Here is a 17,784-nt window from a genome sequence, read left to right on the forward strand (position 1 = left end):
TGCTAAAACCTATATTTAACTCATGAAATTGAATGTGCTACTGTTTGGTGTTACCAAAGAAATAATAGGCGAGAGTCCTCAACAAATTGAGATTCAGGGAGAAACGGTTAAGGACTTGAGAGATCATTTACTAAATAACTATTCAAAACTGAGCGGTCTGAATTCTTTGATGATTGCAGTAAATAATGAGTACGCAGAGAATGATCTTCAATTAAAAGAGTCGGACGAAATTGCTCTTATACCACCTGTGAGTGGAGGCTGATGATACGAATTACAGAAGATACACTTGATATTAATGCAATAACTAATGAAGTTATTGATCCTGCATGTGGTGGAATTGACGTGTTTGTTGGTACAGTAAGAAACCAGACAAAAGGCAAAGAAGTGACCCATCTATTCTTTGAAACTTACGAGTCGATGGCTATTTCTGAAATGAATAAAATTGCTTCGTTAATTAAGGAAAAGTGGCCTGTTCAGAAGATTTCAATTCATCATAGAGTTGGTAGGGTAGAGATTGGCGAAGTTGTGGTTGTTATTGCAGTTTCGTCTCCACATAGAAAAGAGGCATTCGAGGCATGTCAGTTTGCTATTGATACTTTAAAGAATACAGTACCTATTTGGAAAAAAGAGTTTTTGAAAGATGGTGAAGTGTGGGTATCAGCGTATCCGTGAGTTTATTTATGAAAAAATCTACCTCGTCATTCTGAGCCCTCTTCCAATTAAAAATAGACAATAAGAGGGCGTGAGAACCTTTAAATTAGGGGATTCTTTCAGCCTCCAACGCACAAGCCGATCACATAGAGCTTCAGAATGACGATTTTTTCAATGAATAATTAATCCTATCCCAATCCTCCGGTCGATTCAAATTCACCAATTCTTTAGCACTAAAAGGTATTGCCCCAAAACTAACCAGCTTCACAAACTCCTTTGGACTATTGCCTGAATATTTCTTGAGCTTCTCACTACAAGTACTTTTATAAAGACCTACAAGTGGATTGATTTGCCCTGAAGCATCAGAAGCACAAACAACATCATTTTTGTTCGTATCCATTAGAAGCTTTTCAATAGAATTCTTTGTCAGAAAGGGCATATCACAAGGTAAAATCAACCAATTAGTAATCTCTTTTGCAAACGCTTGCCTGATACCGCTTATCGGGCCGTTGAACGATTCGCTATCTACAATTAAGTTGAAATTTTTAGGAATCATTTTACCCTGATCTTCATGACAAGAAATATAAACTTGATCACAAAATTCGGTTAGCAGGTCATGAGCAATTTCAAAAAGAGGCTTGTTATAAATTTTCAAGAATGCTTTGTCTTCCCCCATTCGAGAGCTTTGGCCTCCCATCAAAACAAGTCCGTTAACGCGATCTTTTGAAATCACTTTTTCCTCCGGTTTTTTCAATTAATCGGGTTTCTTTGATGACAATATCATGCGATAATGCTTTGCACATATCATACACGGTTAAAGCAGCAATGCTGGCACCTGTCAGCGCTTCCATTTCCACTCCAGTTTGCCCCAGACATGATGCTGTGCATGTAATAACCAGTTCATTTTTATCCCTCCTGATATCAATTTTACAATTGGTAAGGTTTAACTGATGGCAAAATGGAATGAGCTCAGACGTTTTTTTTGCACCCATTACACCAGCGATAATGCTTGTCTGTGTAACGGATCCTTTTTTTGTGACTATCTCATTATTTTGATCAAATGCTGCTACAACTTCATCTGGCAGATATAAGATAGCTTGAGCAACTGCAATACGCTTAGTTTCAACTTTATCAGAAACATCCACCATCTTTGGGTTCCCATCTTCATCCAGATGTGTTAATTTTCCATTACTCATATAATCAAATTTACTAAATGATATCGGTACAAGAAGCAGTTAACATTATTCAATCCAATTTGGCAAAGCCTGAAATTATTGAAGTTTCATTTAAGGAGGCTGTTGGTAAGGTTTTAGCAGAGCCAATTTCTGCTGATAGAGACTTTCCTCCCTTCGATAGAGTAATGATGGATGGAATAGCCATAAACTATGATCGATATAATTCAGGTCAGAGCATGTTTAATGTTGAAGCTACACAATTGGCAGGTGCACCGCGTTTGACATTAAGGCAAGCCGATAATTGTTTGGAGGTAATGACGGGTGCCATGTTGCCAAAAGGAGTTGATACCGTTATTCGATATGAAGATGTAACCATTGTAGGCAACAAAGCAGTAGTCAATGATATTGAAATTTTCAAAGGACAGAATATTCATAACCAAGGTCAGGATATTGAAAAGGATCATATAATAATAAAGCCGAGCACACTTATTACACCTGCAGAAATTGGCGTAATTACAACAGTAGGGAAGGAAAAAGTGAAAGTTTACAAGCCTTTAAAGTTTGCAATTATTTCTACTGGTGATGAATTGGTGCCTGTTGAAGATGAGCCTAAAGAATATCAAATAAGGCAATCAAATTCGCATGTTTTTAAATCCAGTCTCGACCAAATTGGCATGGACGCTCAGGTGTTTCATATAGTTGATGATAAAGAGACATTAAAAGGCAGAATAAAAGATATCCTAGAGGAATTTGATGCATTAATTCTGAGTGGTGGAGTATCCAAAGGGAAAAGTGATTTTGTACCTGAAGTATTGGAGGAGTTGGGTGTAACAAAACATTTTCATCGGGTCGCTCAACGGCCAGGTAAGCCATTCTGGTTTGGTACCGTAAAAAATAAGTCAGTATTTGCTCTTCCCGGCAATCCTGTTTCTACCTTTTTGTGTTTTAATAAATACATTTTACCCTGGTTAAGGAAGAGTTATCGATTGGAAGAAAAAATTCAATTAGCTCAATTGGAGGAAGATTTCAGCTTTAAGCCTGATCTTACATATTTCCTTCAGGTAAAAGTGAATAACGAAAAAGGCATGCTAAAAGCTACGCCAGTTAAAGGGCAAGGCTCGGGAGATCTTGCCAATCTTGTGTTGGCAGATGGGTTTATAGAACTTCCTCCAGACAAGTATGATTTTAAAGCTGGGGAGTTGTTTCCACTTATACCTTACCGAAGGTTAGATTAAAGTTTATTCTTTACCTCAAAATCCATAATTTTGCAGTCGCAAATAGAACACTGAAAATATGTTTGATAATTTAAGTTTAAAGTTAGATAAAGCGTTTAAAACGCTAAAAGGGCAGGGTAGTATTACAGAGGTGAACGTGGCCACTACGATGAAAGAAATTCGTAGAGCGCTTATTGATGCCGATGTGAACTATAAAGTGGCTAAAGATGTCACTGATGAGATAAAAGAAAAAGCGTTAGGTCAAGATGTACTTACGGCAGTTTCTCCTGGTCAGCTTTTAACGAAGATTACAAACGATGAGCTAACCCAACTGATGGGTGGTAGCCATGAGGATATCAATATTAAAGGCAGCCCTGCCGTTATTTTGATATCAGGTTTACAGGGTTCTGGTAAAACTACATTTTCCGGTAAGTTGGCTAACATGCTTAAAAAGCAGGGCAATACAGTGATGCTTGCGGCATGTGATATTTACCGTCCTGCAGCCATTGACCAGTTAAAGGTGTTGGGTGAGCAGATAGGAGTAGAGGTGTATGCTGAGCCTGAAAACAAGAATGCTGTACAAATTGCAAACAATGCCATAAAAGCAGCCAAAGATGGTGGTAAGAAAGTTCTGATTGTCGATACGGCTGGTCGTTTGGCAGTAGATGAGGAGATGATGAACGAAATCTCCGATCTAAAAAAAGCGCTTGATCCTTCTGAAACACTTTTTGTAGTGGATTCAATGACTGGTCAGGATGCGGTAAACACTGCTAAAACTTTTAATGAGCGCCTAAATTTTGATGGAGTTGTATTAACCAAATTAGATGGTGATACTCGTGGTGGTGCTGCAATTTCTATTAGAAGGGTTGTAGAGAAGCCTATCAAGTTTATCTCACACGGTGAGAAAATGGAGGCCATTGATAAGTTCCACCCGGACAGGATGGCCAATAGAATCCTTGGTATGGGTGATGTGGTTTCATTAGTAGAGAAAGCACAGCAGAACTTTGACGAAGAAGAGGCTAGAAGGCTGAACAAGAAGATTAGAAAGAATCAGTTTGATTTTGACGATTTCTTATCTCAGTTAGAGCAGATAAAGAAAATGGGTAACATCAAAGATTTGATGGGTATGATCCCTGGTATGGGTAAGGCCTTGAAAGACATTGATGTGGATGATGACTCATTTAAGCCGATAGAAGCAATTATTAGATCTATGACTACTGAAGAACGGGCTACTCCGGATATTATCAACGGAAGCCGAAGAGCTCGTATAGCAAAAGGTAGTGGCACTTCTGTTCAGCAAGTGAATAACCTTATCAAACAGTTTGGTGATATGCGCAAAATGATGAAAACCATGAACAAAATGGGTGGTGGTAAAAGAGGGCTTGCTGCGTTGAATCCGTTTGGGAGGTAAGAGGTGACACTTTAATAAATAAAAAAGGCAACTTATATGAGTTGCCTTTATTTTTACTTGAATTTCTTTACATTATTTATACGAACAGAAATTATTGTATCTATCGAGCACTTCACATTAAGAAAGATAGCATGAAAATGGGAAGCAACTCTCACATAACACAACTTTAGAGCAGCATTATTTGCGTTAGTTAAGCAAAAGCTAGAAGTTTATAAATCAATTTTTATTGATCAGTATTAAGCTATATACCTTTTCGTGTGTGTTTAATACAAAATATAACTGTTTGAAGAACGTTGACATTGCATCGTGATATCCCAACTAAGAAATAGCTTACACACCAAAATCCTTTGGGGATTAATGGGATTTTACCTACTGAATATCAGTGTTGATACCACAGACCCTAAACCTGACCATATTCCGGAAGACCTGACTATTAACGATCAAGAAAGTATTGTTGAAATTATTGTGGAGCAACTTTTGGGATATGAAGATGCTATTAAAGAATATGATGACAACGATGCTGAAGACCACAATAAAAAATCAAACATCAAAATAGACTTAATAAATCGGCATAGAGCTGATTGCCTGTGTAATCAATTATTCGCTGTAGTAAAAACCAAAACATTTTTCGACTTTACTAGTGATCTGCCAAACGGCTTTCAGCAGCTGGATACCCCGCCACCCAAAATGTGATTTGTTTTTGAACTTATCCAAATCTTATCCCAAAGATGCGGATACGAAATATCAAAATGTTTAAAAATCAAATCATAAATAAAAATGAAAAAATTATTAGCGCTAATAATCGTATTAGCTGCATCAATAAATTCAATTGCTCAGGTATCTAATTTTGAAAAGGATAGTATATACATACAACAAGTGGAAGATCATACAGAACCTGATAAGGTTTTACATGCTGAACCACTTTACATTGACTTAATACGTGATTTAGGTGCACGAAAAGGTGAGAAAGAATGGAACCTAGGTTTAGGTTTAACTGATAATTTAAAGTTTGACTCATACGAAGCCTTGATAGAATACGAATGGGCACCTATTGATAGATTGGGACTGGAAGTGGAGCTGCCATTTACATTTTATTCGCCAGTAAATGGAACGGAAAAAGACTCTGTTCCATCTAATCAATTGAATAGTATTAAAATAGCAGCTCAATGGTCATTCTTTGTGAATGAACCTATGGCCACCTCAATGGCAATTGGTTATATCAATGAGTTTGAGTTGTCAGACTTTAGAACTTTTGGAAACCCCTTTTTTAAGGGTAATGTTTATAATCCATTCTTAGTAGTTGCCAAACGTTGGGGGAATAATTTTCATTCGTTGATTTACACAGGACCAATGATTGAGCAAAATTTCAAAACAAATAAATTCCATACGACTTATGACATAAATACTAGTTTTCATTACATGATAACAGGAACACGAAATTTTATTGGAATTGAGTTCAATAAAACTTTTGATCATTCCGATTTTGATATGACAATAAGGCCTCAAATGCGTTTAGGAATTGCAGACAACCTGTTGATTGGAATTGTGGCTGGAATTCCGGTAAGCCGTGAAAATCAAAGACTTAGTTCTTTTGTAAGATTAATATGGGAACCGAACCACTAGCATAAATAATTAAAGGCAACTCAATTGAGTTGCCTTTGCTTTTTAATGTCTCTATATAATATTGCTATCTATACAACACCGAGTTAATAGCCTCCATCGTGCGCTTCACATTTGGAAGGATAGCATCAATAAGGGTAGGAGCATAAGGCAATGGAACATCCATACTGTTTACTCTGTGTACAGGTGCATCTAAATAATCAAATGCATATTTCTGTATGTGGTATGTAATCTCAGAGCTAATAGCAGCTAATGGCCAGGCCTCTTCTACTACCACTATTCTATTTGTTTTCTTTACAGATTCAACCACTGTTTCGTAGTCTATAGGCCTTACAGATCTAAGGTCTATAACTTCTACTGATATATCTTCTTTAGCAGCTTCTTCAGCCGCTTCCATAGCTACCTTCATCATTTTACCGAATGAAACGAGCGTAACATCCGAACCTTCTCGTTTTACATCGGCTACTCCAATTGGAATTAAGTATTCATCTTCTGGCACTTCACCTTTATCTCCATACATCAATTCAGATTCCATGAAAATAACAGGATCATCATCTCTAATAGATGATTTTAACAGGCCTTTAGCATCGTATGGGTTAGAAGGCACAACCACCTTTAAACCTGGAGTATTGGCATACCAGTTTTCAAAGTTTTGAGAGTGCTGAGAGCTTAACATCCCGGCATTACCAGTTGGACCTCTGAAAACCATCGGTATATTAAACTGTCCGCCAGACATCGACATCATTTTGGCAGCTGAGTTTATTACTTGATCAATAGCAACAAGAGAAAAGTTAAAAGTCATAAACTCTATGATAGGTCTTAAGCCATTCATAGCAGCACCAACACCAATTCCAGCAAAACCTAATTCTGCAATAGGTGTGTCAATCACTCTTTCAGGACCAAACTCATCCAGCATTCCCTGACTCACCTTATACGCTCCATTGTATTCAGCAACTTCTTCACCCATTAAAAAGACTTTTTCGTCTCTTCTCATTTCTTCGCTCATGGCTTCACCAAGTGCTTCTCTAAACTGGATTTCTCTCATTATTTTCTATTTAATAATTGGAGCGTAAAAATAGCATTAGGGAGTTTAACTACCAAAATTAGATTCACCTAAAATATACTTGCATTACATTCATGGTACAAGTGATTTTAATTGTTATGAATCATTGATTATTCAATTGTTGAAAAAGCTCACTAATGACTATGGGTTAGTCATGTCGTAAGTAGTGAAGACATCTTTACCACAAATAAGGTTGCTATTTGACTTTCTAGGAGGTACGGATTTCTGCGTTTCACTCCGTAATAACCTTATTTTTTAATCGACTAGGTTTATTAGGTGGCTGGTAACAAAAAAGCCTCTCCATTGGAGAGGCTTTCTATATATATTAATTGAATTTTATTTCAACGCATTTCTGAATGCTTCGTTTGTAGCGTACTTAGCAAACTCTAAGTCTTTTAAAGCATCTTCTTTTAAAGAAGGAGTAGCTTTTACAGCCTTAGTTAAGTTTTCGATAACACCAGCATCTTGTCCTAATCTAGCGCTTGCGATAGCAGCACCGTAATAAGCAAGACCCATGTTAGCATCTTTCTCACCAGCTTCTTTGAAAGAAGTTAGCGCATTCTGATAGTCTTTGTTCAATACCTGAGCAAGTCCTTTATTGAAAAGGTTAGTAGCAGTGTTTTCAGCTTTAGATGCCGCACTTACAGCTCCAGGGTATTTAGCGATCATGATGTGAACAGATGCACTTACACCTGCAACACCTTCAGCTTTTTCTCCAGAAAGACCATTAGCTTTTGCTAAATGATCAGCTGCTTTGTAAGCGTTACCTTTCATTAAAGCAACAGAAGCTAAGTTAGCATGCACTTCAGCAGATGCGTTTTTGTTAGCAGCAATCTCTAATTGAGCCTGAGCTTTGTCAGCATTACCAGCCATGTCACCTTCAAGTGCCATTGCAATATAAGTTGCACCTAAGTTGTTGTGAGCATTCCAGCTACCAGACTTTTTAGTTGCAGCCTTGTAAATAGCTTCTTTTTCTTTTAATGAAGGAGTTAAAGTAGCAGAGTACATCAATTCTTCTTCAGAAAGAGTGTCTGCTGGAGCAGAACCATCAGCTACCATTTTAGCAAGTACTGATATTTCAGCATCTGTTTTCTTTTCTTTTACAGTTAAGATTTCAGTTTTAGCTGTTCTTAACTTAGGGTAAAGTTCTCTAAGAACTTTGTTGTATGTAGGAAGTTTGTGTAACTGATCTTCTTTTTCTTCGAAAGAGCCCGCTCCATTAACGATATCTAGATAAGCTGATTTTTCTTCTGAAGAAATACCATCATAAAGCGCTAATGAATCTTTGAAAGCTTTCCAGTCCATTACTATATCTTTAGCAATGAAGTTGATAGAATCAGCCATTCCTTTGTAATCATACTTTCTCATCTGCTTTTTGTAGTAGCTCTCAATAGCAGCAGCTCTGTCTTTTGCTAAAGCGCTGTTAATTCTTTCTGCACCTTCTGGTGAGTGAGTACCTGTAATAGTTACAGTTCTTGTAACGTTTTTAGCAGCAATGAAAGCATCTAATTTCTTACCTCTGTCACTTCTTTGCTCAGAGTATTTCAAAACTGATCTTCCTTGGTCGAAATAGAAGTTAACTTTAGTAGGGATTAATTCCTCTTTATTGTTATATCCGTGATCTGCATAAGTAGGGTAGTATACAGACTGAACAAGCTTAGATGTAGTAATAACACCAGGAGCTACTGTCAATCTTGAAGATTCTTTTGATTTACCATTCTTAGGATCTGAAGCTACACCTTGCACTTCTAAGTTACCACTCTTCATAGCTGGAGAATAAGCCATTGTGTAGTTTTTAGTAGTCTTAGGCTGCTGTGAATCAGCATTAGGATAATCTTCTGCTTTAAACTGAATTGGCTCTAAAGTTTCTTCTTTATCACCGTACTTGTAGAATGTGTTTAACGTGTAAACTTTGCCTTTTTTAAGCATTTTAACTGGCAGGTTAGCCGACATTTCAAATGAAACTGAGTCAGCGTGTACCTCAAGCGGATTTGGAGTTACCGTAAGATTTTGATCCTCGGCTAACTTCACCATCTGATTCAGGGCACAACCCGACATGGTTAGTACACCAAAAAATGCTACTGCGTAGAATAAATTTCTCATTGGATTCTGTTTTTAGTCTTGGTTGAAATTTGGACGTAAAATTATTAATTATATATCAATAGCTGCAATTATAGCTAAAAAAAATAAGAATTAACCCCGTGAAATTTGATAATATGACTTATATATTTGTGAAGCCACATATTTATCGATGAGTCACATTATTAGTCCGTTCAGTTACTATATGGGTTACTTTTCGTATTTTAGATTAATAAATCATCACCATGAAAAAAATACAGGATTTTTTTGAGAAATACGCGTTTGGAGTTTGCACTCGATTAGGTGAAAAATTAGGTTTGGCTACATCCAGTATTCGAATGTTTTTTATTTACGCCTCTTTTCTAACTTTTGGATCTCCTGTACTTATTTATTTGGCATTAGCCTATATCATGAATATCAGAAAACACCTCAGAAGAAGAAACAACTCTATCTGGTATTACTAGAATCAGGCGTTAGGTTGTTATAGGTTTTTCTGCCTTTTACAAAATACTCCAGAACTACTGATTTTCTGTAAATAGGTGAATATTCGCCTCCCACTGCTCGTTGGTTTATTTTTCTTCGTTTTTGGAAATTCCCAGGCAGATCCAACAAAAAGTGAAAATGTGCTTTTAGTACCGCCAACCCGTCTTTAAATGAATCGAAAAGCATAAATTTAATGCAGGCAACAATATCTAGCGCTATTCTAATCGGCAACTTAACCCAGAGCTCCCAGCGCAGATAGTTTTTATAAAGTAGTGCAAGGCCATTTCTAAAATTCAGATATGTCTTCTTAGGGTTCGATTTATGTAATGTGCCGCCACCGACATGATACACGGTGCTATGGCCATTGTACATTACCTTTAAACCGGCATTGTTTAATCGCCAACACAAATCAATTTCTTCCATGTGGGCGAAAAAATCCTCATCTAACGGACCATGTTCTTTAAAGTGCTTGGCTCGGACAAACATACAAGCACCTGTAGCCCAAAATATTCTGGTGATGTCGTTATATTGACCATGATCTTTTTCCAACGATAAAAACAAACGGCCTCTGCAGAACGGATAACCGAGTGTGTCAATAAATCCTCCGGCTGCACCCGCATATTCGAATGAATCCTTTTGGTTGTAGTTTAAAACCTTGGGTTGTGCAGCTGCTATCGTGTCATCTGCCTCCATCATTGTTAAAATGGGGTCTAACCAGTTTGGCGTAACCTCAACGTCCGAGTTCAGTAGAACGTAATATTCTGCATTAATTTGCTTTAATCCTTCGTTATAACCCTGGCTATAACCTCCATTAATAGATAATAAAATAAGAGTTACTTCCGGAAATTGCTCTTTTAGAACCTGGGCCGAGTCGTCAGTGGAATTATTATCGATCACGTAAATACTTGCCTGTGGCGAGTGTTCGATAACAGAAGGAAGAAATTTCTTTAAAAAGCCACTTCCATTATAATTAAGTATTGCAATGGCTATTTTATCCATTGAACATGCCACCCAGATCGAGGCCGGGAATATTTGGGATCATCCCTTCGGTGCTTTTCCTCATTTCTTCTTTTGCCAGAATTTCAACTTCAGCATTCGCTTTGTTTACCGCAGCAACAACAAGATCCTGAAGCATTTCTTTGTCTTCTGGTTTAAGCAAAGTATCATCAAAAGATAGTTCGATCACTTCTTTTTTACCATTAACGGTAGCTTTTACCATTCCGCCACCTGCCTCGCCTGAAGCTTTGATATTTACCAGATTGTCTTGGGCTTCTTTTATTTTGGCTTGCACCTCTTTCATTTTGCCCATCATCTTCATCATATCAAACATATCTCTTCTGTTTTGTTGGGCTGCAAATTTACCCGACTTTGCGGGAAATAATATTTACCAGTGAAAAAATTTACCTTCTAAGAAGTAAGAATGAGCCACTGCGTTCTATTTCTTGACCTGCCAGGTCCACAGCCCTAAGGTTAAAGACATATGTTCCTTCATGCTGGGGAGAAGAGTTATATGTGCCATCCCAACCTTCATCCGGATTGTTGGTAGTAAAAATCATTTCACCCCAACGGTTGAAGATTTGTAGTTGATAATCGACAATAAATTGGCCTTTTACTGAAAATGTCTCATTGTTGCCGTTACCATCTGGCGTAAATGCTGTTGGATAATATATGTTGTTAAGTTTTATAATGGTAATGATATTAGAAACGGCAGGTGGAAGATTAGAATTTCTAGGTATAGCTGTCACCTGATAGTTAATTATCTGCTCATTAGGATTGGTGTCTGTCTCTGTAAAATCGGAAGTATTGCTATTGAATGTGCCAGCAGGAGCTAGGTTGTAGAATTTCTCTACCCGATAAAAATCTACACTATCAGCAAATCCGTTATAATCATTCCAATCTAATGAAATGGTGTTATCAGGTGCAATAGACCCGGATAAGTAAATAGAACAAAATTCTTTCGACTCGTTGCTATTACCACATTCATCTTCAGACACAATAATATAGCACACTGCTGCTTCGGTGCCCACATTACGGACATCTAAATAATTAGTTTCTTCAACATTAGCAATCAAAGAACCGAATGACCTTATCTGGTAATTGCTGATGGCCTGAGTCTGAGGTTCCCATTCTAGTTGGATTCCAGCATCTGTTACTGAAATCGACATATCTGAGACGGAATCAGGAGCTAAAGAGCTTGTGGCAATACCACATACTTCATTGGAAATTGAAATACCACCATTGAAATCAGCTTCAAGAAAATAGCAATATTCAATATTGCAATCAAGGTTAGAGTCATCCGCAAGCCTTGCCTGAGGTGTGAATTGCAAATACGGGTTGGTCGTACTACTGCCATTTTCAGTGGTTACTTTTCTGGCAAGATCAAACATTCCGGTGGGGTCAGAGGTTTCCCAAAGTAATGAGTTGAAACCATCATTGACTGCTAACGAAAGGTTGATGCTACAAATAGCATTTGAATACGTAATGGCACTGGAACACAGATCTACTGCACCTACCCGAAAGCAGTAATAGTTGTTTTCAAGATCGAGATTATCGATAATCTCCTCTGTTGAAGTGGATTCAATGGTTTTTATAAAGTTAAAGTTGCCAGTACCATTTACCTGTACTTCTAATCGATAAAAAATATTATCGGCAAGCGAAAGGTTAAGTTCAACTTGAGAATTATCTATCACAGAAAGTTGAGTAATTAAAGGCGTTGGCAGACTGGTGAAAGGTGTAAAACTCGTAGAGGCTGTAGCGCAGTTATCTAAAGCATTGTTGTCAATACCTTGTACTGTAATTGTTCTTGTATTTGTATTGGCATACGTATGTTCCTGATCTGCCGTATTTATAGGAATAGTTACATCTGTTCCATCACCCCATGAGATCATGTAATTATCATACTGGTTATCTGTTATATCCGCTCGAACTGTGTTTCCGCCACACGCATAAACTTCAAATTCAGGGGCCGTTTTATCGGTAACTACTATATCAATGAAATCTGATGGCGCGGGATTAGGATAGATTATTTCGAGTCTGTAGTTACCAGGTTCTGTATAGGTATTTTCAAATTGATCAGCACCTTCATCACTACCATCTCCATAAATAAAATCACACGACTCCCCACCTGTACAAGTACTTGGCGCAGAGCTGTTTATACAGATATTTACTTGTAACGGAGCGCAACCTTTTATTTGACTTACGGTAAATGTGCCACTGTTACTTGTATAAGGAAATGTACATTGAGCTATTAGGCCTTTGCTGAAAAAGGTGAATAGAAAGAATAAAATATAATGAGAATGTACTCTCAATATTTTAAGGGTTCGTTTCAAATAAAAACTTTTTGGCCGCTTCAATATCGGTATGCATTAATCGGTCTTCCTCTATAAACGTCACCTTTTTACGGAAATTGCTAACCAATTTCTCCAATGGTTCCGAGCTTTTTAATGGCCTCCTAAATGCAAGTGCCTGGCTGGCCGTGATTAATTCAATGGCCAATATCGCATATAAGTTTTGAATAACCTTGTATGATTTTGTGGCAGCATTGGCGCCCATACTCACATGATCTTCCTGTCCGTTTGAAGAAACAATAGAATCAGCCGAAGCCGGTGTGCAGTATTGTTTGTTTTGGCTCACCAATGATGCGGCAGTGTATTGCGGAATCATCAGGCCAGAATTAATGCCTGGGTTAGCAACGAGATAGTTTGGTAAATCTCTGCTACCTGAAATTAACTGGTAGGTTCGCCTCTCAGAAATATTTCCAAGTTCGGCAACAGCCAAAGCCAGAAAATCTAATGCCAGCGCCAAAGGCTGACCATGAAAGTTACCAGCTGAAATAATTTCATCCTCCTCAGGAAAAATATTCGGGTTATCCGTTACACCATTCAATTCATTGGTGAATACATTGCACGCATATTCAATGGCATCCATACTTGCACCATGTACTTGAGGTATGCACCTGAATGAGTAGGGGTCTTGCACATGTGTTTTTGGCTGATTAATAATTGCACTATCAGCAAGATAGTTACGAATAATTTCAGCCACTTTATTTTGTCCAACTTGCGGTCTGATAGCATGCACTTTTTGATCAAATGCTTCAATTCTACCATCAAAAGCATCAATAGAAAGCGCGCCTATTTTATTTGCCCAGCTTAAAATTCTTTTAGAATGAATGCAGGCGTATAATCCATAAGCCCCCATTAACTGCGTGCCGTTAAGTAGAGCTAGACCTTCTTTGGCTTTAAAAGTGATGGGTTCCCAACCGAACTTTTTATTTATTTCTTTCCCACTGAATCTTTCACCTTTATAATGGACTTCGCCTAAATCGATAAGTGGTAAACACAAATGGGCTAATGGCGCTAAATCTCCCGATGCTCCTAAAGACCCCATCTCGTAAACAACAGGATAAACACCTTCATTATAAAAATCAATCAGTCTTTGGATGGTGCTTAACTGCACACCCGAGTTCCCATAAGAAAGGGATTGTACTTTGAGCAGGAGCATTATTTTTACAAGCTCACTTGGTAATTCTGCTCCAGTACCACATGCATGTGACTTTACAAGGTTCTCCTGGAGCTTTGTCAAGTCTTCTTTTGAAATATTTCTATTATATAGACTCCCAAAACCTGTATTTACTCCATAAACTGGGCTCGAAGAAGTCTCTATTTTATTGTCGAGATACTTGCGACAATTAACGACAGCTTCAACTGCCGACTCACTTAACTGAATTTTTTTATTATTCGAACAGATGTCAAAGGCATCTTCTAATGAAAGGTGGTTTTTTGAAATTTCGTGAATGGTACTCATTACTTGCCTTTGAGTTTATTGATAATTTCATCGACACTGAGGCTTTCCTGCTCACCCGAATGTAAATCTTTTAAAGCTAATTTACCGGATTTCATTTCCTCTGAACCAATAGTAATCGTGTATGGGATATTCTTTTTATCAGCATAGCCAAATTGTTTTTTCAATTTAGCCTGATCCGGGTAAATCTCACTTTTTATTCCGTTAGACCTTAATTTACTTAAAATAGTCAACCCATATTTCATAGAATCCTCATCGAAATGTACTATTAAGGCCTGACTGAATGTTTGTGTATTTTCTTTAAATAAATTCAGTTCTTCAAGGCAATCATAAAGTCTGTCAATACCAAAAGAAAAACCAACTCCCGAGGTGCCTGAAAGACCGAATACACCAGTCAAATCATCATATCTACCGCCACCACTAACACTACCAATTGATACATTATTGATTTTTACTTCAAAAATAGCCCCGGTATAATAGGAGAGACCTCTGGCCAATGTTACATCCAATGCGGCATTTGAATTTTCCAGACCGAATGATTTCAAATTATCAAACATCTCAGTTAAATCACTGATGCCTTTTTGGCCTGCAGCTGTTTTACCAATGAGGTTGGTCAAGCTGTCAAGTACTTGCTGGATATTGCCCGATAATTTTAAAATTGGTTTCAGTTTCTCGACTGCTTCTTGTGAGATTCCCCTATCGATTAATTCATCACAAACTTTCTCGAGCCCTATTTTATCAAGCTTATCGATAGCCACGAATAAGTCAGATTCTTTACCCTGAGCACCTATTACCTCGGCAATACCGGAGAGAATACCTCTGTGATTTATTTTTATGGTGTAGTCATCAAAACCTAGCTGATCAAACACTTCGTTGATCATTAGTATTATTTCGGCTTCACAGACTAATGAATCAGTGCCTACCACATCGGCATCGCACTGATAAAATTCTCTGTAGCGACCTTTCTGAGGACGATCAGCGCGCCAAACGGGCTGTATTTGAAATCGTTTAAATGGAAAAGTGATGTCATGCTGGTTCATTACTACATACCTGGCAAAAGGCACGGTTAGGTCGTATTTTAGACCTTTTTCAGCCAACAAGGGTAACGTTTTTTTAGATTCTAATTCTTCATCTACTAACGAAAGTATTTGATTGGTAACTATATCATTGTTTTGAAAAAATTTTAAGAAGTATTTCTCCAGTTTATCAAATTCTTCCTTTTTTGAGTTGAGTTCTCCAATAAGACTAGTAATCTTTTTTTGAAGCTTTTGTAAGTAGTGAGAATTAAAAATTTCTTGATTGGAAGGATTAGTCTTCTTTGCTAATGATTCAATAACAGAATTAAAGTAATTATCAGGGTCCTTTTGTTGCTGTAATTCTGGTATAAATTGTTCTCTTAAAAATTTACCAAATTCATGGCGAATTTTTACCAGTTCCACCAGATAATCACCACTATTGAGTACTTTAAAGAGCAGTTGATCACCTTCGTCACCATACTTACCGGTGAGCGTGGAAAGGTTTTCCATAGCGGGTGTTTCAAGTGGCATAAAACCGAACTTTTCAAACACACTTTTAATGGTATTAATGATATAATTTCTTCTGGCCATTTGCATGGGGCCAAAATCGCGCATTCCTTTTGGTAAACTAGGCTTTTGACTCATGGCGGCAAATCTACAAAAATCAAGTTTAATGTGGCGGTTAGCTTTGAGTTGAACTAATATAATTTATGATTTATGTTTTCTTATTTTCAATTAATCTTTTAGCTTTGCAGCCTGTTTTGATAAAAATAATACTGAAATGGCAGTTACTAGATTAAAGAGAAAAGCAAAAAGAAATAAAGTAAGAGCTAAAGTTAGAAACGCAAATATTCAACGATTGAATGCAAAGCCTACATTGAAAAATGTGGACGTGGAGAAGATAAAAGAAGAATTTGCGAAAGGTGGTAAGAAAACAGCTGCCAAAAAAGAGGAGGCAAAAGAAGAAGTAGCTGAAGAAAAAGCTCCTAAGGCTAAGAAAGAAGCTGCACCAAAAGCTGACAAAAAGAAAGAAGAGCCTAAAGCTGAAAAGAAAGAGGCTACTCCTAAGAAAAAAGCTGCACCTAAGAAAAAGAAAGAAGACTAAGTTTTAAGTTTATATACTATTTGTGAACCTCAGGATATCCTGAGGTTTTTTTATGCTCTTTTTCCGAGTTCAATAACCTGCAAATTTTTAATTTCTTTTTGTTCGATATCAAACCTCATGAGGGTTTTTACTTTATGAAAGCCCTGAATGCCTGCTGCACCCGGGTTCATGTGTAAGAGATTATGATTAGGGTCTTTGATTACTTTTAAAATGTGGGAATGGCCACAAATAAATAGGTCAGGAGATTTAGTCTTTAATATTTCTTTGGTTCTGCGATTGTATTTTGGAGGATAGCCGCCAATGTGGGTTATCCAAACAGTTAGTCCATCACAGTTGAACCATAAATCTTCAGAGGTAGCACTTCGTATCTTTTGACCATCAATATTGCCAAATACGGCTCTAGTAGGCTTAAACGCTTCCAATTTTTCAAGTACCTCTATTGTGCCAATATCTCCGGCATGCCAAATCTCATCGCACTCCTTAAAATGGTGAAAAACCCGATCATCCAGGTGTCCATGTGTATCTGATAAAAGGCCTATTTTCATATTACTACCAAGGTAACTTTTTTGCAGGATTGCTATTGCTTAATTTTGATTTGATTAACTAGAAACTATGGCACTTACTGCTTCCACAATGCTGCCCTTGGGCACCAAGGCACCCAACTTCACATTGTTTGACGTTGTATCTGAGAAAGAACTCACCCTCGATGAGTTAAAGTCAGATACTGCAACGGTAATCATGTTTATATGCAACCATTGTCCCTATGTAAAACACATTCAGGAAGAGTTAGTAAGGCTTGCTGAGGATTATATTCCTGAGGGAATAAAGTTTATCGCTATTTCATCCAATGATGTGGAGAACTATCCGGAAGATAGTCCTGAATTAATGCGTGAAGAAGCAAAAAAGTGGGGTTATCCATTTCCATACCTTTATGATGAGACACAGGCGGTTGCCAGAGCGTACGATGCAGCCTGCACCCCCGATTTCTACGTTTTCAATAAGGCAATGGAGCTCATATACAGAGGCCAGTTGGATGATAGTCGCCCAGGTAATGGAAAGCCTTTGACAGGTGCTGATTTACGTGGGGCATTGGATGATTATTTAAAAGGAAATCCTATAAGTGATCATCAGATACCAAGTCAGGGGTGTAATATTAAATGGCGATAG

General features: G+C 37.6%; 19 protein-coding genes. 9 read left to right on the top strand and 10 right to left on the bottom strand.

The features are described 5' to 3' along the window. Positions 1-22 precede the first annotated feature (22 nt). Positions 23-262 carry a molybdopterin converting factor subunit 1 gene (moaD, locus tag JR347_RS10280; protein WP_205720517.1) on the top strand — a complete coding sequence of 80 codons (240 nt, stop codon included), beginning with the start codon at positions 23-25 and terminating at the stop codon, positions 260-262. Continuing rightward, positions 262-672: a molybdenum cofactor biosynthesis protein MoaE gene (locus JR347_RS10285; RefSeq protein ID WP_205720518.1), complete on the top strand. Its 411-nt coding sequence runs from the start codon at positions 262-264 to the stop codon at positions 670-672. Before moaD ends, JR347_RS10285 begins: the two co-directional genes overlap by 1 nt. A gap of 133 nt (positions 673-805) precedes the next feature. Here JR347_RS10285 and JR347_RS10290 read toward each other — a convergent pair whose 3' ends face one another. After that, positions 806-1,405 (bottom strand): molybdenum cofactor guanylyltransferase, encoded by a 600-nt coding sequence (locus tag JR347_RS10290; RefSeq protein WP_205720519.1) that lies wholly within the window; start codon positions 1,403-1,405, stop codon positions 806-808. Beyond that, positions 1,362-1,847 (bottom strand): cyclic pyranopterin monophosphate synthase MoaC, encoded by a 486-nt coding sequence (moaC, locus tag JR347_RS10295; RefSeq protein WP_205720520.1) that lies wholly within the window; start codon positions 1,845-1,847, stop codon positions 1,362-1,364. The genes JR347_RS10290 and moaC overlap by 44 nt, the downstream gene beginning before the upstream one ends. 17 nt (positions 1,848-1,864) lie before the next feature. Between moaC and JR347_RS10300 the strand changes: the two genes are divergently transcribed. From JR347_RS10300 to JR347_RS10315, 4 genes are all read left to right on the top strand, one after another. After that, a complete protein-coding gene (locus tag JR347_RS10300) occupies positions 1,865-3,061 on the top strand; it encodes a molybdopterin molybdotransferase MoeA (protein ID WP_205720521.1) in 1,197 nt (398 codons plus the stop codon). Between the two features lie 58 nt (positions 3,062-3,119). After that, positions 3,120-4,451: a signal recognition particle protein gene (ffh, locus tag JR347_RS10305; RefSeq protein WP_205720522.1), complete on the top strand. Its 1,332-nt coding sequence runs from the start codon at positions 3,120-3,122 to the stop codon at positions 4,449-4,451. A 357-nt stretch (positions 4,452-4,808) separates the two neighbouring features. Beyond that, positions 4,809-5,144, top strand: coding sequence for a hypothetical protein (locus tag JR347_RS10310; protein ID WP_205720523.1), 336 nt, complete (start codon positions 4,809-4,811; stop codon positions 5,142-5,144). Between the two features lie 84 nt (positions 5,145-5,228). Further along, positions 5,229-6,074: an HAEPLYID family protein gene (locus JR347_RS10315; protein WP_205720524.1), complete on the top strand. Its 846-nt coding sequence runs from the start codon at positions 5,229-5,231 to the stop codon at positions 6,072-6,074. Between the two features lie 64 nt (positions 6,075-6,138). On the opposite strand, the gene JR347_RS10320 is transcribed toward JR347_RS10315, so the two are convergent. Further along, entirely contained in the window at positions 6,139-7,116 is a 978-nt protein-coding gene (locus JR347_RS10320) for a pyruvate dehydrogenase complex E1 component subunit beta (protein WP_205720525.1), read from the bottom strand. A 354-nt stretch (positions 7,117-7,470) separates the two neighbouring features. Then, positions 7,471-9,237, bottom strand: coding sequence for a tetratricopeptide repeat protein (locus JR347_RS10325; RefSeq protein WP_205720526.1), 1,767 nt, complete (start codon positions 9,235-9,237; stop codon positions 7,471-7,473). Between the two features lie 221 nt (positions 9,238-9,458). Between JR347_RS10325 and JR347_RS10330 the strand changes: the two genes are divergently transcribed. After that, positions 9,459-9,677 carry a PspC domain-containing protein gene (locus tag JR347_RS10330; RefSeq protein WP_205720527.1) on the top strand — a complete coding sequence of 73 codons (219 nt, stop codon included), beginning with the start codon at positions 9,459-9,461 and terminating at the stop codon, positions 9,675-9,677. On the opposite strand, the gene JR347_RS10335 is transcribed toward JR347_RS10330, so the two are convergent. From JR347_RS10335 to hisS, 5 genes are all read right to left on the bottom strand, one after another. Beyond that, positions 9,661-10,695 (bottom strand): glycosyltransferase family 2 protein, encoded by a 1,035-nt coding sequence (locus tag JR347_RS10335; protein WP_205720528.1) that lies wholly within the window; start codon positions 10,693-10,695, stop codon positions 9,661-9,663. The genes JR347_RS10330 and JR347_RS10335 overlap by 17 nt on opposite strands. Further along, positions 10,688-11,026, bottom strand: a complete 339-nt coding sequence (locus tag JR347_RS10340; protein ID WP_205720529.1) for a YbaB/EbfC family nucleoid-associated protein — start codon at positions 11,024-11,026, stop codon at positions 10,688-10,690. The genes JR347_RS10335 and JR347_RS10340 overlap by 8 nt, the downstream gene beginning before the upstream one ends. 70 nt (positions 11,027-11,096) lie before the next feature. Then, complete coding sequence (locus JR347_RS10345) at positions 11,097-13,025, bottom strand: gliding motility-associated C-terminal domain-containing protein (RefSeq protein ID WP_205720530.1); 1,929 nt, start codon at positions 13,023-13,025, stop codon at positions 11,097-11,099. After that, positions 13,009-14,499 (bottom strand): histidine ammonia-lyase, encoded by a 1,491-nt coding sequence (gene hutH, locus JR347_RS10350; protein WP_205720531.1) that lies wholly within the window; start codon positions 14,497-14,499, stop codon positions 13,009-13,011. The genes JR347_RS10345 and hutH overlap by 17 nt, the downstream gene beginning before the upstream one ends. Beyond that, positions 14,499-16,109: a histidine--tRNA ligase gene (gene hisS, locus JR347_RS10355; RefSeq protein ID WP_394369452.1), complete on the bottom strand. Its 1,611-nt coding sequence runs from the start codon at positions 16,107-16,109 to the stop codon at positions 14,499-14,501. The genes hutH and hisS overlap by 1 nt, the downstream gene beginning before the upstream one ends. Positions 16,110-16,293: 184 nt before the next feature. On the opposite strand from hisS, the gene JR347_RS10360 reads away from it, so the two are divergent. Then, positions 16,294-16,617 carry a hypothetical protein gene (locus JR347_RS10360; protein ID WP_205723963.1) on the top strand — a complete coding sequence of 108 codons (324 nt, stop codon included), beginning with the start codon at positions 16,294-16,296 and terminating at the stop codon, positions 16,615-16,617. Between the two features lie 50 nt (positions 16,618-16,667). Here JR347_RS10360 and JR347_RS10365 read toward each other — a convergent pair whose 3' ends face one another. Next, positions 16,668-17,162 (bottom strand): metallophosphoesterase family protein, encoded by a 495-nt coding sequence (locus JR347_RS10365; RefSeq protein WP_205720532.1) that lies wholly within the window; start codon positions 17,160-17,162, stop codon positions 16,668-16,670. Positions 17,163-17,229: 67 nt separating this feature from the next. Here JR347_RS10365 and JR347_RS10370 point away from each other — a divergent pair, with 67 nt between their 5' ends. Continuing rightward, positions 17,230-17,784, top strand: a complete 555-nt coding sequence (locus JR347_RS10370) for a thioredoxin family protein (RefSeq protein WP_205720533.1) — start codon at positions 17,230-17,232, stop codon at positions 17,782-17,784.

Origin of the sequence: Fulvivirga lutea, assembly GCF_017068455.1 — a bacterium.
Classification (GTDB): Bacteria; Bacteroidota; Bacteroidia; order Cytophagales; family Cyclobacteriaceae; genus Fulvivirga; species Fulvivirga lutea.

What these genes read in the sequence shown, in the direction of transcription:
- moaD (WP_205720517.1), top strand. Translation starts at nt 23, where the DNA reads ATGAAATTGAATGTGCTACTGTTTGGTGTTACCAAAGAAATAATAGGC.
- JR347_RS10285 (WP_205720518.1), top strand. Translation starts at nt 262, where the DNA reads ATGATACGAATTACAGAAGATACACTTGATATTAATGCAATAACTAAT.
- moaC (WP_205720520.1), bottom strand. Translation starts at nt 1,847, where the DNA reads ATGAGTAATGGAAAATTAACACATCTGGATGAAGATGGGAACCCAAAG.
- JR347_RS10300 (WP_205720521.1), top strand. Translation starts at nt 1,865, where the DNA reads ATGATATCGGTACAAGAAGCAGTTAACATTATTCAATCCAATTTGGCA.
- ffh (WP_205720522.1), top strand. Translation starts at nt 3,120, where the DNA reads ATGTTTGATAATTTAAGTTTAAAGTTAGATAAAGCGTTTAAAACGCTA.
- JR347_RS10310 (WP_205720523.1), top strand. Translation starts at nt 4,809, where the DNA reads ATGGGATTTTACCTACTGAATATCAGTGTTGATACCACAGACCCTAAA.
- JR347_RS10315 (WP_205720524.1), top strand. Translation starts at nt 5,229, where the DNA reads ATGAAAAAATTATTAGCGCTAATAATCGTATTAGCTGCATCAATAAAT.
- JR347_RS10320 (WP_205720525.1), bottom strand. Translation starts at nt 7,116, where the DNA reads ATGAGAGAAATCCAGTTTAGAGAAGCACTTGGTGAAGCCATGAGCGAA.
- JR347_RS10325 (WP_205720526.1), bottom strand. Translation starts at nt 9,237, where the DNA reads ATGAGAAATTTATTCTACGCAGTAGCATTTTTTGGTGTACTAACCATG.
- JR347_RS10330 (WP_205720527.1), top strand. Translation starts at nt 9,459, where the DNA reads ATGAAAAAAATACAGGATTTTTTTGAGAAATACGCGTTTGGAGTTTGC.
- JR347_RS10335 (WP_205720528.1), bottom strand. Translation starts at nt 10,695, where the DNA reads ATGGATAAAATAGCCATTGCAATACTTAATTATAATGGAAGTGGCTTT.
- JR347_RS10340 (WP_205720529.1), bottom strand. Translation starts at nt 11,026, where the DNA reads ATGTTTGATATGATGAAGATGATGGGCAAAATGAAAGAGGTGCAAGCC.
- hutH (WP_205720531.1), bottom strand. Translation starts at nt 14,499, where the DNA reads ATGAGTACCATTCACGAAATTTCAAAAAACCACCTTTCATTAGAAGAT.
- hisS (WP_394369452.1), bottom strand. Translation starts at nt 16,109, where the DNA reads ATGCAAATGGCCAGAAGAAATTATATCATTAATACCATTAAAAGTGTG.
- JR347_RS10360 (WP_205723963.1), top strand. Translation starts at nt 16,294, where the DNA reads ATGGCAGTTACTAGATTAAAGAGAAAAGCAAAAAGAAATAAAGTAAGA.
- JR347_RS10365 (WP_205720532.1), bottom strand. Translation starts at nt 17,162, where the DNA reads ATGAAAATAGGCCTTTTATCAGATACACATGGACACCTGGATGATCGG.
- JR347_RS10370 (WP_205720533.1), top strand. Translation starts at nt 17,230, where the DNA reads ATGGCACTTACTGCTTCCACAATGCTGCCCTTGGGCACCAAGGCACCC.